The sequence below is a fragment of the Sphingobium sp. SA2 genome (assembly GCF_032227065.1).
Classification (GTDB): Bacteria; Pseudomonadota; Alphaproteobacteria; order Sphingomonadales; family Sphingomonadaceae; genus Sphingobium.
Window position 1 is genome coordinate 232018 of sequence record NZ_JAPMXX010000006.1, and the last position, 14099, is coordinate 246116.

The 14099-nt window shown below is 64.0% G+C and carries 14 protein-coding genes; 5 read left to right on the forward strand and 9 right to left on the reverse strand.

Features of this window, described 5'->3' with window-relative positions:
• From OVY48_RS08595 to OVY48_RS08615, 5 genes are read right to left on the reverse strand one after another with little or no spacing between them, the layout of a single operon-like run.
• Complete coding sequence (locus OVY48_RS08595; RefSeq protein ID WP_313922513.1) at positions 1–1311, reverse strand: TRAP transporter large permease; 1311 nt, start codon at positions 1309–1311, stop codon at positions 1–3.
• Entirely contained in the window at positions 1308–1742 is a 435-nt protein-coding gene (locus tag OVY48_RS08600) for a TRAP transporter small permease (protein WP_313922514.1), read from the reverse strand. The genes OVY48_RS08595 and OVY48_RS08600 overlap by 4 nt, the downstream gene beginning before the upstream one ends.
• A gap of 14 nt (positions 1743–1756) precedes the next feature.
• Positions 1757–2872, reverse strand: a complete 1116-nt coding sequence (locus OVY48_RS08605) for a CapA family protein (protein WP_313922515.1) — start codon at positions 2870–2872, stop codon at positions 1757–1759.
• 18 nt (positions 2873–2890) lie between these two features.
• Entirely contained in the window at positions 2891–5572 is a 2682-nt protein-coding gene (locus tag OVY48_RS08610; protein WP_313922516.1) for a TonB-dependent receptor domain-containing protein, read from the reverse strand.
• A gap of 48 nt (positions 5573–5620) precedes the next feature.
• Entirely contained in the window at positions 5621–7345 is a 1725-nt protein-coding gene (locus OVY48_RS08615; protein ID WP_313922518.1) for a CocE/NonD family hydrolase, read from the reverse strand.
• 110 nt (positions 7346–7455) lie between these two features.
• Here OVY48_RS08615 and OVY48_RS08620 point away from each other — a divergent pair, with 110 nt between their 5' ends.
• Together OVY48_RS08620 and rsgA are read left to right on the forward strand one after the other, a co-directional pair.
• A complete protein-coding gene (locus tag OVY48_RS08620; RefSeq protein ID WP_313922519.1) occupies positions 7456–8118 on the forward strand; it encodes a GntR family transcriptional regulator in 663 nt (220 codons plus the stop codon).
• 122 nt (positions 8119–8240) lie between these two features.
• A complete protein-coding gene (gene rsgA, locus OVY48_RS08625) occupies positions 8241–9266 on the forward strand; it encodes a ribosome small subunit-dependent GTPase A (protein ID WP_313922521.1) in 1026 nt (341 codons plus the stop codon).
• A 103-nt stretch (positions 9267–9369) separates the two neighbouring features.
• Here rsgA and rpmB read toward each other — a convergent pair whose 3' ends face one another.
• On the reverse strand, positions 9370–9663 hold the full coding sequence (gene rpmB, locus OVY48_RS08630) for a 50S ribosomal protein L28 (RefSeq protein WP_043151934.1): 294 nt from the start codon (positions 9661–9663) through the stop codon (positions 9370–9372).
• 142 nt (positions 9664–9805) lie between these two features.
• Here rpmB and OVY48_RS08635 point away from each other — a divergent pair, with 142 nt between their 5' ends.
• Positions 9806–10027 carry a hypothetical protein gene (locus tag OVY48_RS08635; RefSeq protein WP_043151936.1) on the forward strand — a complete coding sequence of 74 codons (222 nt, stop codon included), beginning with the start codon at positions 9806–9808 and terminating at the stop codon, positions 10025–10027.
• Between the two features lie 40 nt (positions 10028–10067).
• Entirely contained in the window at positions 10068–10526 is a 459-nt protein-coding gene (locus OVY48_RS08640; protein ID WP_313922523.1) for a nucleoside deaminase, read from the forward strand.
• On the opposite strand, the gene OVY48_RS08645 is transcribed toward OVY48_RS08640, so the two are convergent.
• Positions 10488–12386, reverse strand: coding sequence for a hypothetical protein (locus OVY48_RS08645; protein WP_313922524.1), 1899 nt, complete (start codon positions 12384–12386; stop codon positions 10488–10490). The two genes, OVY48_RS08640 and OVY48_RS08645, sit on opposite strands and share 39 nt — an antisense overlap.
• A gap of 46 nt (positions 12387–12432) precedes the next feature.
• Between OVY48_RS08645 and OVY48_RS08650 the strand changes: the two genes are divergently transcribed.
• Entirely contained in the window at positions 12433–12849 is a 417-nt protein-coding gene (locus tag OVY48_RS08650) for a GtrA family protein (RefSeq protein WP_313922525.1), read from the forward strand.
• 110 nt (positions 12850–12959) lie between these two features.
• Here OVY48_RS08650 and fdhD read toward each other — a convergent pair whose 3' ends face one another.
• Complete coding sequence (gene fdhD / locus OVY48_RS08655) at positions 12960–13763, reverse strand: formate dehydrogenase accessory sulfurtransferase FdhD (protein WP_409593655.1); 804 nt, start codon at positions 13761–13763, stop codon at positions 12960–12962.
• Between the two features lie 22 nt (positions 13764–13785).
• Complete coding sequence (locus tag OVY48_RS08660) at positions 13786–14091, reverse strand: formate dehydrogenase subunit delta (RefSeq protein ID WP_313922526.1); 306 nt, start codon at positions 14089–14091, stop codon at positions 13786–13788.
• Positions 14092–14099 lie beyond the last annotated feature (8 nt).

The following is a 14099-nucleotide window of genomic DNA, read 5'->3' on the forward strand; positions in this document are numbered from 1 at the left end:
TCATTGTCCAATAACAGTGGGCAGCCACAGCGCCATGGCCGGGAACAGGATGATGAGGAGCAGGTGGATGAGATCGCTGCCGAGGAAGGGCAGCACGCCCTTGAAGATCCGTCCCAACGGCACGTCCTTCGCCACCCCCTGGATGACATAGAGGTTCATCCCCAGCGGCGGGTGGACGAAGCCGATCTCCATGGCGCGGGTGATGAAGATGCCGAACCAGATCGGCGACATGCCCACCCCTTCGACGATCGGCAGCAGGATGGGCGTGGTCAGCAGCATCAATGCCAGCCCGTCCAGCACCGATCCCAGCAGCAGCAAAAGCAGCGCGACGACCAGCAGGGTCGGGATGGTGCCCATGTCCATGGCCGACAAGACAGTACCGACCGCTTCGGTCAGCCCGGTCACGCTGATGAAGACCGAAAAGATGATCGCGCCGATGATGACCAGGAAGATGAGGCCCGTCGTCCGCAAGGTTTCGGAAAAGGCGCGGAACAGCACCTCGCGGTTGAGCCGCCCCCGCCATGCGGTAATGGCCAGCGCGCCCGCCGTACCGATAGAGGAGGCTTCCGATGGGCTGAACCAGCCCAGTACAATCCCGCCCAGCACCACGGCCAAGAGCAGCAGCATGTCGGCGATGCGCAACATCGCCCGGCCGCGCTCTGCCCAACTCGCCCGCTCGCTCGGCGGGGCAATCGAAGGACGCCAGCGCACGAGAAGCCACACAACCAGGCAATAGAAGAGCATCTGCGAAATGCCGGGAATGAGCGTGGCGGTGAACAGCGTGCCGATCGATTGTTCGGCAATGATGCCATAAACGATGAGCGCTCCCGATGGCGGCAGCATCTGGCCCAATGTGCCACCGGCAGCGACGGTGCCGGTCGCCAGCGCATCGCTATAGCCGCGCTGGCGCATTTCGGGCAGCGCGACCAGGCCGATGGTCGCCGCCGTCGCCAGGCTGGAACCGTTGATCGACCCGAAACCGGCACATCCGCCGATCGACGCATAGGCCAGGCCGCCGCGCCGATGGCCAATCATCTTGGCGGCGGCATCGAACAGATCCCGACTGGCATTGGCCGCAAAGAAGAGATGCGCCATCAGCATGAACAGCGGCAATGTGCCCAGTTCATAGCGGGTCAGCGTCTCGACCACGACGACGCCCGCCTTGATGAGCGCGCCCTCCGGCCCAAGCGCGACCATCAGGCCACCAACGCCGACAAGGCCCAGCGAAACGCCGATCGGCACGCCGCACAACAGCATGGCGAACAGGGGGATAAGGCCGATCAGCCCGGTTTCGGGCGTTGCGAGGATCATGGTCGGCGCCCTTCCACCAGTTGGCGGACAAGCAGCGCGATGATGACGACCAGCGTTATGTTGAGGAAGGCGCGCATCGCCCACCAGGGCACACCGACCAGTTCGCTCACCTCCTGGCTGCCCCACAAATCCGCGGCCAGCCAGCAGGAGCCGCCGAGCAGCATCAGGTAGAACAGGATCGACAGCGCGGTGCAGACCCATTCGGCGACATCGCGGTTGCTGCCGGTCAGCCGATCGAGGATCAGGTGAACGCGCGCATGGTTGCGGCCCAGCGTCGCGGCGACCAGCGCCAGCGATCCGCCGATGAGGACGACGACCTGCACCAGTTCGATCGCGCCCTTGAGCGGCAGGCCGGTGTGCCGACCGATCACCGCCAGCAGATTGAGCGCGGCGGCGATGATCAAGGCGACCCCGCCCGTCCATATCATCATGGTCCTGGCAGCATTCATGCAGTCACCTCTTCGACCCGGCCGTCGTTGCTGATTGTGATCGCCGGTAGCCCGGCAGCGTGCGTGATCTGTTCGACATAGGCGCAAATCTCCGCCGCGCGCGTCGCCGACGCTAGTGTTGGACGACCGGGCGGCTCGACATCGACCGGAATGATGCGGACCCCGATGGTCCGGTCCGCATCCCATGTGACATGGCCCAGAAAGGCATTGACCGCTTCGGGGTGAAAAGGCGCGAGCGGATAGGCCGGGTCGGGTTCGAACCCGAACAAAGTCCGCCGCCGCGCCGCCCATTCCGCCCGCGCCGGATGGTCCTGCGCCGGGCTGAGCGCGCTCGTCACGACGCAGCCATTGCCAAGCCCGTGGAAGATCGGCTTGCCCCGGTAAAATTCGATGCCCCGCACGATATGGGCGTGATGGCCGATGACGACATCCGCGCCCGCATCGATCGCGGCATGCGACACCGCCCGCTCATAGGGCGCCAACTGGACGGGGGTATGGACGATGCCCTTGTGTAGCGCGACCAGCACGATGTCGGCCTGGTCCCGAACGGCGGCAATGTCGCCCTTGAGCATGGCGCGTGCCTCGTCCGTCAGCGTGGCGAGCGCAGCCGCTGGCGCGATCGGCGCGCCGTCGGCCGTCTCGATCCGCAGCCAGGCGCATCCGGCTTTATCCTTGCTCGCCCAGCTTGCGACCGGACCCACGCAATTATAGCTGAGCAGTGCGATCCGATGTCCGCCACGCGTGACGATGGCCGGTGCGCGTGCGGCGGCGAGCGTCAGCCCCGCGCCGCAATGCGCCACGCCCAGCGCATCCAGTCCCGCTATCGTATCGGCTATGCCCTCCGCGCCGCAATCGGCGATGTGATTGCCCGCCAAGCTCAGCATGGCAAAGCCCGCATCGGCAATGGCGGCCAGATTTTCGGGCGGTGCGCCGGGTGCGGGGACATCGCCTTTCAACTCCGCCCCGCGCACCGTATGCGGCACCTCCAAATGGCCGATCGAAAGGTCCGCAGCGCGCAGCGCGGGCGCGATCCCGGCCAGCCAATAGGCGCCATCCGGCTCGTCCAGAACCAGATCGCCTGTCAGCACGATCGAGATCGCATCCTGTGTCACGCTGTCATCCGCTCCGCGTCAGAAGGACTTGCGCACGCTGACCGCGAACAGCCGCCCGATCGGGTCGCTCGCCGTCGCGTCATAGCCGCCGCCGCCATTGCCATTGGGCGCCAGGTTCACATAGGGCGGCGCGATATCGAACATGTTGCGCACCTCCAGCCCCAGCACGAGTCCCTTTTCGAAGAAGCCGTCGGCCTGTTGATCGCCAACCTTCCAGTTCAGCGTCAGATCGACCGGCGTATAGCTTTTTACCGACTGCACCGGCCTCGACAGATTGTTGCGATAGCCCCCGACATGGGTCGCCAGCACTCGTGCGCTGAACGGGCCATGATCCCATGTCACGCTTGCGCGCGCTTTCAGCTTCAACGGGTTGAAGATGATATTGCGCCGATCGACCAGAGGCGCCGCAGGTGTCACGGCGACATTATATTTGGTCAGATAGGTGCCGGATATATTGACCGTCAACGCGTCCTTCGCGCCCAGCCGGGTGTTCCAGGTGCCGGTAAAATCGATGCCGCGCGTCACCGATACGCCCAGATTCTGGCTGCGCCCATCGACGAACAGCGTGACGTTCGCCGGATCGCCGCCGGGGAAGGAGCCGCCTGCCAGCGCCACGCCCTGCGTCAGCAATTCCTGTACTCGCGCCGCCGCGGCCGCCCCGCGCAGGATGATGTCGGTCCCGGCATATTCCGCTTCATTGCCGAGGATGGTCAGGTTCGACAGATTGGCGAGCACCTGATTTTCATATTTGACGTCCCAATAGGTGATGCCAAAACGCAGGTTGGGCAAAGGATCAAAATCCGCACCGATCGACCAGGTCGTTGCCGTTTCGGGTTTCAGGTCCAGATTGGGACCAGACAGAGCATAGCCCTGCAGCGGCGCGCCACCGGCCGGATTCTGGTAGCTCTGGCCGAAGATATTGTTGGAATTGCCATAGATTTCCGGAATGGTCGGCGCGCGGAAGGATGTGCCGTAACTGGCGCGCAGCTTGGCCCAGCGCACCGGTTGCCAATTGATGCCGAATTTGGGGTTAGTGGTCGATCCGACGTCGCTATATTTGTCGTGGCGCACCGCTGCGTTCAGTTCCAGCCGCTCGAACCCCGGCATCGCATTGTCCGCGCCGAAAATGGGGATGTAGAGTTCGCCATAGACCGAATCCACCTTGCGGCCGAAATGGCGGAAGGTGATCGGGTTGGTCGGCGCGCCTCGCGCAGACCCCAGGGCAACGGTGAAATCCTGCCGTTCATAGCCCGTCGCCAGCTTCACCGCGCCGCCGGGCAGGGTGAAGAGCGGTCCGTTGAGCCGGGCCTCATAGGTTTTCAGGCGACCATTGGTGGGGGCGAGGAATATCTGGTTGGCGATCGTCGCCAATAGCGTCTCGCTGGTGCGTCCCAGCCCATAGGGATCGAACGCCGTGGCAGGATCGCTGCTCGCCAGTGCCGCGTTGAGCGCTGCATTGTTGATGCCATGATAGGAACCGGAAAAATCATTGGTCTTGCCATAGCCGAACAAGGCTTCGGCTTCCCAATCATGGGGCAGCTTGGCGCGCACGCCGGGCGTGATCTGCCAGCTTTCGGCCGATCCGAAACTGTCATTGGTCGGCACGTCGTCGCGGAAATTATAATCGAGCGTGTAGCTGGTGCCGGTAAAGCCTGCGGGCCGCACGAAAAAGGCATTGGTCTGCGGTACCGTCAGCCGGGCGTTGGAATAGGCCGACTGGCGATAGAAGTTCCGCTTGGAATAAAAGCCATCGTAGAAGACGCTCAGCCAATCGTTAAATTCGAACCGGCCCGTGCTGTTGACCGAGTCATAATTCTGTTCCGGCATCAAATCCTGATTGGCCAGCTCATCGCACCGGTTGATCGTGCCTGCCGCCAGCGATCCCGCATTGGCCTGCGTCACGCCACCTGTCGGAATGGCATAGGTGGTGCCATTGGCGTTGATGTTGCCGGGTGCGCAGCGCGCGATCCGGTAATCGCCGCCGCCTGACGCCCGCTGGTCACTGGTGAAGAAGGACCGATCATCGCCGCTCAGGTTCGATCGTTCGACATGCTCATAGGCGACCATGATCTGCCCGCGGTCGAACACTTTGCCGATGGCTGCGCCGAGCGTCGTTTCATGAAAATCGCCGCGTGAGGCGATGCCCGACCGGGCAAAGACTTCGCCCCCGTCCAGCGACCGGCGCGGGATCAGATTGACCACGCCAGCCACGGCATCCGACCCATAGACGGCCGATGCACCATCCGCCACGACCTCGATCCGCTCGACCCCCAGAGAGGGCAGGACCGAGGGGTCGATCGACCGGCTGTTGTTGGTCACGCGATGACCGTCGATGATGACCAGCGTGGCATAGGGGCCGATGCCGCGCAGATTGACCGAGTTGCCATAGGTGATGTTGCCGCTGCCGCCCGATTGGCCGCGTGAATTTTCCGACACGCCAAGGTCAAAGACCTGCGGAATTTCCTTGATCATGCGATCGACCGTGACGGCGCTGGACGCTTCCATTTCGGCCCGGCCGAGCGTTGTGACGGTGGAGCCGACGGGGGCCGCGCCGCGCACGCGGCTGCCGGTGACGACGATGTCGGCGGTGCTCGCCTCCTCCTGCGCTGCCGCCACAGCTGATAGACCTACAGCGATCCCGCAGCAGCCGATCTGCAAAGCGGCCCGCAGGCTGATCCCACCTTTACGATTCCTGTTCATGCCATCCTCCCTTGCCGCGTTGCGCGGCCATTATCATTGCGCCGTCGTTCAATCCGCGACCGGCAGTTCGATCCACGATGCCCTCGTTCCGCCCCGCTGCACGGTGATGACCGGTGCGGGTTTCTGTTCGATATCCTTGAGGTTGCGCTGGCGCGGGTCTGCACCCGCGATCGTCACGCGCAGCCGCGCCCCGGCCGGCACGACCCGCGACACCGGCGTCAGGTCGATCGCCAGGTCCGCCTGCTGCCCCGGCGGCAATGGCGCGACATCAGCGCACAAACCAGAATGCCAGGGCAGGCCCATCGTCTCATAGGGTGGCTTGCCCGTCTTGCGATGCGACAGGGCCAGTCGCCCGAAGGCGACGACTTCCGTCGTGCCATCGGCAGCCACCTGGTCGAGATAGGCAAAGATATTGGCGTCGGGCTTGTCCGCCGAAACGCGTAACCGCACAACCGGATAGCCGATCAGCTTGGTCGCCTCGGCCAAGGGCGCGCTGGTATAGCTCAGCCCCTTGTCATCCATCGGCTTGGCCCAGAAGGCGAAATAGTCGGCGGGCGGCAGGTCGTAGCGCACGGTAAACCGGTCTGTACCTGCCTTGCCCGTCTGGGTGCCCAGTTGTCCGTCATTGACCGACCGGGCCGTGCCGCTCCGCCCCGCGTCGAAAAACCAGCGGATCGGCTTGGCGCTTTCGCCCGGCAAACTGTTGGACCGCACATAGCCGCCCTTGCCGTCCAGCCCCTCGACCCAATAGGTCGCGCGCGGTTCGGCGGCGATGCCATTGGCGACGCCTTTGAGATGATGGTCGAAATAGCGCACGACCTCTCCGGTAAAGTCGAACCCCGGCGGCGGCACGCAATGGCTGCCCGGCCCGGCCAGGAACTTCGATCCCGCCATGTTCGCTGCGCTCAGGATCGACTGGGCGGTTGGTTCGTCCTGCCAATTGCTCCAGAAATAGGTGGCGATCCCCGCCTGCCGGATCGCATCGAGATAGCGATAGACGCCGACCTCTTCCCAGAAGGCGTTCCCGGTCAGCGGCGACACGCTGTCGCGATACGGCATGCCATACCATAGCGCCGCCATCGGCGTGTTCTTCGCATGTTGCTGCACCGCCGCCTGCAATTGCGCGCCGTCGCGGTCGCCATCGACCGGCAGGCTCGCCAGATCGTCGCTCAGCGGCTCGTCCGGACGGGTGTTGAATTGCGCCGTGATTCCGCCGCGCCGAACGAAGGCATATTTGTCGAGGTCGGACGCGCCGACGAACACCGCCTTGAGCGACGGCGGCGCGGTGGTGGCGGTGTGGAAGGTGGTGCCGCCCAGATAGGAGCAACCGATCATGCCGACCTTGCCACTGGAAAAGGGCTGGCGCGCCAGCCATTCGACCAGATCATGGCCGTCGCGCGCTTCGGTCCTGTCCTGAAAACCGTGACGGCGACCAGAGGACGCGCCCTTGCCGCGAATATCCGCGACAGCGACGACATAGCCCGCCTTGATCAACGATCGTAATGCCAGCCGATCGTCGAGGGCGACTTCCTTGATCGCGCCATCCTTGTCCCGAAACCGTGCCCGATAAGGGGTGAAGACGAAGATCACCGGCAGCTTATCGGCCGCGACCTTGTCCTTGTCGCTGGGGCGATACAGGTTGACGGCCAGCTTCGTGCCATCGCGCACCGGCACATAGACCGAACTGCGCTGCACATCGGCATAGTCCCTGGCCAGCCCCGGCATGGCGACCCCCAAGGCCGCCAGCATTGCGATTGATCGCGCCGCCTGCATCGCTCTCTCCTATTGTTGACAATTTCATCAGCGATCAGGCAGGCCGATGCAACCAAAAACTCGCTGACAATATTGTTGACAATATTGTCCGATGGCGAGACTATCTGCCCATGGACGGTATGGAAAAACGCGCGCCAACGGGCGTGGAAGTGGCGGACTGGGTCCGCAACCGCATCAGAAACGGGCGTTTTTCGCCGGGACAGCGGCTCGTGGAGGTCGACATCATCCGCCAGACTGGGGCCAGCCGGTCAAAGGTGCGCGAGGCGCTGCAACGTCTGGAGGGGGAAGGCCTTGTCCAGATCGAGGAGTTTCGCGGTGCCTCCGTCAAGAGCACGGGCCTGGAGGAAGTCGCGCAAATCTATCGCGCTCGCATTGCGTTGGAAGGGATCTGCGCCGCGGATTTTGCGCGCAATGCCTCGGACGAAGATAAGCGCCAACTATGCGCGGTGCAGGACCAACTGGACCAGTGCGTGATCGATCGCGCGCCCGACCGCTTTGGCCGGTTGAATCTCGAATGGCATCGGATCATCGTGCAGGGGTCCGGCAACAGCGTCATCGCCGAATTGCTCAAGCGCCTGAACGTCCCCATCCACCGGCTATTGTTCGAAAGCTTCTACGACGAAAGCCGCCTGCGCACCGCGAACGCCGATCACAAGAAGATGGTCGCCTTGCTGCTGGCGGGCGATGCGGAAGGCGCCGAAGCCGCCATGCGTGGCCATATCGCCGATGGCTTCGACACGCTTTCGAAAATCGAGAGCGAATTTTACGGGTGATCGTTCGACGGCCTCCACCATGCGCGACGGAGACGGCGTTATTTTAAACATCTTGTCTTGGTAGCTGCGCACAGCCCATGGGGATTAAAAGCCAGGAACGGCGCGATGGATATGTGGACATAATGACTGAGACTTTGGAAGAGCTTGGATGGCGGTCCTTTTTCAGCACCCAGATGGCGACCCATGAGGCTGCGGAATGCCATCCCGTCCGAGTCATGGCCGTTCATCGCGGCAAGATCGCGGTGGCGGGTGAGCGAACGACGCGGCTGATCTCCCCCTATATCGCCGACGCCACGATGGCCGAAGAACATCCCACGGTCGGCGACTGGCTGCTGATCGACAATGCCACGTTTGAGATCAAGCATGTCCTACAACGCGCCAACTTGTTCAAACGACGCGCGGCCGGCCACGATAAAAGGACGCAATTGATCGCCGCGAACGTGGATACGCTATTTGTCGTTGCTTCCTGCAATCAAGATTTCAGCGCTCCGCGGCTGGAACGCTATCTTGTGCTGGCACGAGAGGTCGACGTGCAACCGGTCGTGATTCTCACCAAGATCGACCTGACGGACACGCCAGACGCTTTCGTTGCAGCCGTGCGGGATTTGCAACCGGGGTTGGCGGTCGAGGCCATTGACGGGCGGGATCGGGATAGTGTCGCGCGTCTTTCCAGATGGTGTGGAAGGGGACAGACAGTCGCGCTTCTGGGGTCATCGGGCGTCGGCAAATCGACGTTGGTGAACAGCCTTCGCGGTTCCGATAGCATAGCGACGCAGGCCATCCGCAAGGGCGATGATACAGGGCGGCACACGACCACAGTACGCGAGATGCACCGGCTGGAAGGTGGCGGCTGGTTACTCGACACGCCTGGCATGCGGGAATTGCAATTGGTCGATGCGGGAACGGGCATTGCGGAGGTTTTCGACGACATCGTCGATATGGCGGACCATTGCCGCTTTTCCGACTGCACCCATGATGTCGAACCGGGCTGTGCGGTTCAGACCGCTATCGCCAGCGGACAGCTTGAGCGCACACGTCTGGAGCGCTGGCGCAAATTGGCGAGCGAAGAGACCTACAATAGCGCAAGCCAAGCCGAACGCCGCGCCCTCGACCGTATCGCGGGCCGGGGCGCGGGCAAAAAAAAGTGAGCGGTCCGCCCTCACCCATCAAGTGATCATGGGCCGACAGTCCATCACGCAAAAAAGCGGCCCGTTGCGGGGCCGCTTCTTATGCCGAAACGAATCGATGAAATCAGGCGGCGGTGGCAGCCTGCTTCTTGACGATATCGCGCTTGAGGCGACGGGCCTTGAGCGACAGCTTGTCGTCGCTGGTCTTGACCAGCCAGTTGTCGAGGCCGCCATTATGTTCGACCGAACGCAGACCATGGGTCGACACGCGCAGCTTCACGCTGGATTCCAGCGTTTCGGAGATCAGCGAAACATTCTGCAGATTGGGCAGGAACACCCGCTTGGTCTTGTTATTGGCGTGGGAAACATTGTGACCCACCTGGCGACCCTTGCCGGTCAGCTCGCAAATGCGCGACATAGTCAATCAACCTTGTAATTCGGGTTCGTTCGGAAAGTCGCGCCGATAATGGGATTCGTGGCTCCCGTCAACCCGCGCGCGTCGGATGCAACCCTTTGGGTGAGGCCTGCGTTGAGCCGTTGTTATCCTAAGGGAGGTCGAAATGCGATTCATTGGTGGTCTACTCGTCATTATCCTGCTGGTCCTGGCCGGGGGCATCGCCACGGGCTTTATCGACCTGCAAAAGACGCGCGACGGTCAGCTGCCGCAGATCGCGGTCAAGGAGGGCACGCTGCCCAAATATGAGGCCAATGTCGCCAAGGTCGATGTCGGCAGCCGCACCGAAACCGTCGAAGTGCCGACGGTGGACGTGAAGAAGCCCTGATTCTTCCCCTCCCCCGCCTGATCCTGTAACGGGCGGAGCCATGGCTCCGCCCTTTCCCTTGCCCGCCCCGATGCGCCGCGCGCTCGATCTTGCCAGTTTGGCCGAGGCGGCGGGCGAAGTGCCGATCGGTGCCGTCGTAACAAGGGACGGCGTGATCATCGGCGAGGGCGAGAATCGCAACCGGCGCGATTGCGATCCGACCGCCCATGCCGAAATCGTGGCGATGCGGGCGGCGGCGGCGCATCTCAATGACTTTCGCCTGACGGGGTGCGACCTGTGGGTGACGCTGGAGCCCTGCCCGATGTGTGCGGGGGCAATCTCCCACGCGCGAATCGCCCGGCTCTATTATGCGGTGGGCGATCCCAAGGGTGGCGCGATCGAGCAAGGGCCGCGCCTGTTCGCCCAGCCGCAATGCCTGCACCGCCCGGACGTCTATGGCGGCTTGGCGGAAGCGGAAGCCTCAGCGCTGTTGCGGGACTTTTTTGCCGCCCGGCGCTGAATAATCGATGCGGTAGAGTTGATAGGGCAAGGTCATGCCCGTGTTGAGCGGCACCGGCACCAGCCAGTCGGGCAGTTTGTCGCGCATCAGGTCGGCATAGAAACCTGTGGGATTGCGCGACTGATAGATGGTGCCTTCGGGGAACCAGGGACAGACCAGCAGATAGGTCGCATGATGCTTCGCCGCGATAGCGCGGAAGTCGCGCGCCGGGCCGTCGAACGCATGGTGGATGTCGAGGATCGTCGCGCCATTGCGGTGATAGGGTCCGGCGAGCGCGCTATGATGTGTGGTCGCGATCAGGCGCGGCCCCAGATCGACCATGGTGAAGATGGTCGCGGGCGGGAGTTGATCCAGCACCGCGAGCGCAGGCTGGGTCCGGCAGCGCCCGTTCGCTTTCTTGATCGCATCCGTGCGCGCCACGGCGGACGGGCGCCAGGGACGCGGCGTCTTACCGGTCGCCTGTTGATAGAGTTTCACGACTTGCGGATAGAGCGGATAGGCGCAGGCGATCGCTACGAGCAGCGCCGCCCCTGCCCCGCCTGCAATCTTCGCCCGGCGCGATCCGGTCAGGATGGCGGCGACCAGCCGATGCGCGGCCCAGGCGGCAGGCGGGATCGCCAGCAATTGCGCTGCTGGTCCTGCGCGCAACTGCCAGAAGAGCAAGGCGATGGCGAAGATCATCATCAGCCCCACGGTGGCCCAGGCCCAGAGCCGCTCAGCGTCGCGCCGCGCATCCCACAAGGCCCAGAGCAGCCCGACGAGCCCGGCGAGCGGAATCGCCAGTAACGGCACCACCATCGACTGGGCCTGCGCGGTGATCGGCTTGGCCTCGCGGATGTTGGCGAGCCACAGCCGCTCCAGTTCGGGCGAAATCTGATAGGGGCTGAGGCATTGGGGCCAGTTGAGCCAGAAGAACAATGCCACCGCGCCGCCCACGATCACGCCTGCGCCCAGCCGGGCGATCCAGCCGCGCAAGGGCGCGAGCGCCAGCAGCACCATGCCCGCCGACGCCGCGCCGAATATCGCGACCCAGATCGGCGAGAGCGCATCGCAGACCTGTTCGCGGTTGGCGGTGCTGGCAAAAACCAGATAGCAGAGCGAGGTCGCGCCACCGAGGCTGAGCGCATAGGGCAGCATCCGCCGCTCCGCGCCGTCGCGAAATACCCAGCGCAGCGCAATCAGCCCGCCGCCCGCCGCCAGATAGACGATCATCTCCATGCCGATCGTGATCGACAGCGCGCTGCTAACCCCGGCCATGATGCCACCGCGCAACCGGTTGGTGTCGATCACCCCGGCCAGCATCGTCAGCGCCAGCGCCAATTGCCAGCCATGATGGTCGATCCGCATCGGCGCATACATGCCAAAGCCCATTTGCGCGGCGAGCGGCGCCAGTACGGCCAGCAACCAGCCATTCGGCCCCGCCAGCCGTCGCCCGATAAAGCCGAGGCTGAGCATCAGCAGCAAGAGCGGCAGCAAGGGCGCGACCCCGCAGGCCAGCCGATCGGCCATGCCCTGATCGACGAAGGCACGGAAGAACAGCATCAGTCCGGCGAGCGGAATATCAACCAGCCGCGACCAGTGGATATTCGCCCCGCCCGGCGGATCGAGCCGATATTGGCGCAGGTCGTACCAGCCCTGCCCCGCCAGCCAGTCCTTGACCTGGACATAGCGGATATTGTCGTCGGTATCGCCCAGCACCAGCCAGTGAATGGCGGACCAGCGCGTCGCCACCATCGTCACGGCAATGGCGATCCAGATCAGAAAGGTCAGCCATTTCCAATGGCGTGCGCCATAGGCGGACAGGAAGGCCGCGATATGGCAGGCGCGGGCGCGCAGGGTTTCGCCGCTATGCAAGGTCATGCCCGTGGATTAGAGGCTGCGCATCAAAGCGCAACGGGGGCCAGCCATGAAATTCGCGCAACGCGTGTCGCCGCAGCACCGGGCGCTATTCTGGCAGGTCGTGCGCTATGGGCTGACCGGCCTGTTCGTCACCGCCTGCCAAGCCGCGATCTACTGGTCGCTCGCCACCTATGCCGGGCTGCATGTCCAGATCGCCAATCTGATCGGCTATGGCGCGGCGGTCGTCATCGGCTATGTCGCGCACAGCGCTTTCACCTTTCGCGGTCAGGGGGCGAATGACGGCCATGCGGCGCGCGGGGCGAAATTCGTGGCGGTGTCCTTGGTCAGCTATGCACTCAATGCGCTGTGGGTGTGGTTGTGCGTCACCCATATGGGCTGGCCCGCCTGGTCGCCGATCCCGGCGATGCTGTTCGTGACGCCGGCTTTGGTGTTCGTGCTTAATCGGCAGTGGGTGTTTCGGTGATCGGTAATTCTCCCCTGTAAGGGGAGGGGGACCGCCGAAGGCGGTGGAGGGGTGTCGCCCTATCGATGGGGCGACACCCCTCCGTCTGGCCTACAGCCAGCCACCTCCCCTTACAGGGGAGGATTTTTGGGGTGTTGCGCCAGCACCGCGTCACTCCGCGCCAGGACCACCAGTGGCAGGCCCGCCGCCGCCGCGCGGTCTGCTGCCAACTGGGTTGGGGCGGAGATGGTGACGAGCAACGGACAATTGGCCAGCACCGCCTTTTCCACCAGTTCATAGGAACAGCGTGAGGAGAGCAGGGCGAAGCCGCCGTCCCAGTCCGCCCCCCTGCGCGCCATAGCGCCGATCAGCTTGTCGAACGCATTATGCCGCCCGACATCCTCGCGCACCAACCGGATCGCGCCGTCCGCGCCGACCCAGGCGGCGGCATGGACCGCGCCGGTCGCTGCATTTAACGGCTGATGATCGCGCATCGCCGCCAGTGCGCGGAAGATCGCCGCCCGGTCGGCCCTGCCCTGCGCCGTCACGCGCGGCAGCGGCCGGATCGCCTGTTCCAGATTTTCGATGCCGCACAGGCCGCAGGAGGAATCCGAAGCGCGATGGCGCACCCGGTTCAGCAGCCGCTCGACCCGTTCGGGCGGCAGGGTGGCGCGCGCCACCAGTCCCTGCAGCGTTGCATGGACATCGACCGCGAACGCCCCGTCGCCCGGCTCGATCAACCGTTCGGCCAGCGCAAAGCCCAGCACCAGATCATCGATGTCCGCGGGTGTCGCCATCAGCACCGCATAGCCGATGCCGCTCAACTCGATCGCGACCGGGACTTCCTGTGCCAGCACGCGATCAATCGGATGCGTCGCGCCATCGGGCGTCAGCCGGTCGAACCGCATCGTCCCATTGTCGGCTGGCCTGTCCATCATCGGGTGGGGGTAGCGATGGTCAACCCGCGTCGCAATGCCCGGCTTCATTCACCGCGTTGAATGGCGTCGCCTGATCCTGCGGCACCGGCCTGCCGCCTGCAAGTCGGGCGACGGCCGCCGCGACGACAGGCGAAAAGCGATCAGGCTCGTCCTGCGCCATGGCGATGATCCGCTCTTTCATCCGGGGATCCCAGAAGCTCGCCAGATGCTCGGCCAGGGTTTCGGTCGCCTTGGCCTCGCCCATCGTCGCCAGATTGCGGGCGATCTGATGCGCCATATAGACCAGCCGATCGGCTGTGGACATGATCTGGGGTTCGTCGCTCATCGGCCTGG

What these genes read in the sequence shown, in the direction of transcription:
- OVY48_RS08595 (WP_313922513.1), bottom strand. Translation starts at nt 1,311, where the DNA reads ATGATCCTCGCAACGCCCGAAACCGGGCTGATCGGCCTTATCCCCCTG.
- OVY48_RS08600 (WP_313922514.1), bottom strand. Translation starts at nt 1,742, where the DNA reads ATGATGATATGGACGGGCGGGGTCGCCTTGATCATCGCCGCCGCGCTC.
- OVY48_RS08610 (WP_313922516.1), bottom strand. Translation starts at nt 5,572, where the DNA reads ATGAACAGGAATCGTAAAGGTGGGATCAGCCTGCGGGCCGCTTTGCAG.
- OVY48_RS08615 (WP_313922518.1), bottom strand. Translation starts at nt 7,345, where the DNA reads ATGCAGGCGGCGCGATCAATCGCAATGCTGGCGGCCTTGGGGGTCGCC.
- OVY48_RS08620 (WP_313922519.1), top strand. Translation starts at nt 7,456, where the DNA reads ATGGACGGTATGGAAAAACGCGCGCCAACGGGCGTGGAAGTGGCGGAC.
- rsgA (WP_313922521.1), top strand. Translation starts at nt 8,241, where the DNA reads ATGACTGAGACTTTGGAAGAGCTTGGATGGCGGTCCTTTTTCAGCACC.
- rpmB (WP_043151934.1), bottom strand. Translation starts at nt 9,663, where the DNA reads ATGTCGCGCATTTGCGAGCTGACCGGCAAGGGTCGCCAGGTGGGTCAC.
- OVY48_RS08635 (WP_043151936.1), top strand. Translation starts at nt 9,806, where the DNA reads ATGCGATTCATTGGTGGTCTACTCGTCATTATCCTGCTGGTCCTGGCC.
- OVY48_RS08640 (WP_313922523.1), top strand. Translation starts at nt 10,068, where the DNA reads ATGGCTCCGCCCTTTCCCTTGCCCGCCCCGATGCGCCGCGCGCTCGAT.
- OVY48_RS08645 (WP_313922524.1), bottom strand. Translation starts at nt 12,386, where the DNA reads ATGACCTTGCATAGCGGCGAAACCCTGCGCGCCCGCGCCTGCCATATC.
- OVY48_RS08650 (WP_313922525.1), top strand. Translation starts at nt 12,433, where the DNA reads ATGAAATTCGCGCAACGCGTGTCGCCGCAGCACCGGGCGCTATTCTGG.
- fdhD (WP_409593655.1), bottom strand. Translation starts at nt 13,763, where the DNA reads ATGGACAGGCCAGCCGACAATGGGACGATGCGGTTCGACCGGCTGACG.
- OVY48_RS08660 (WP_313922526.1), bottom strand. Translation starts at nt 14,091, where the DNA reads ATGAGCGACGAACCCCAGATCATGTCCACAGCCGATCGGCTGGTCTAT.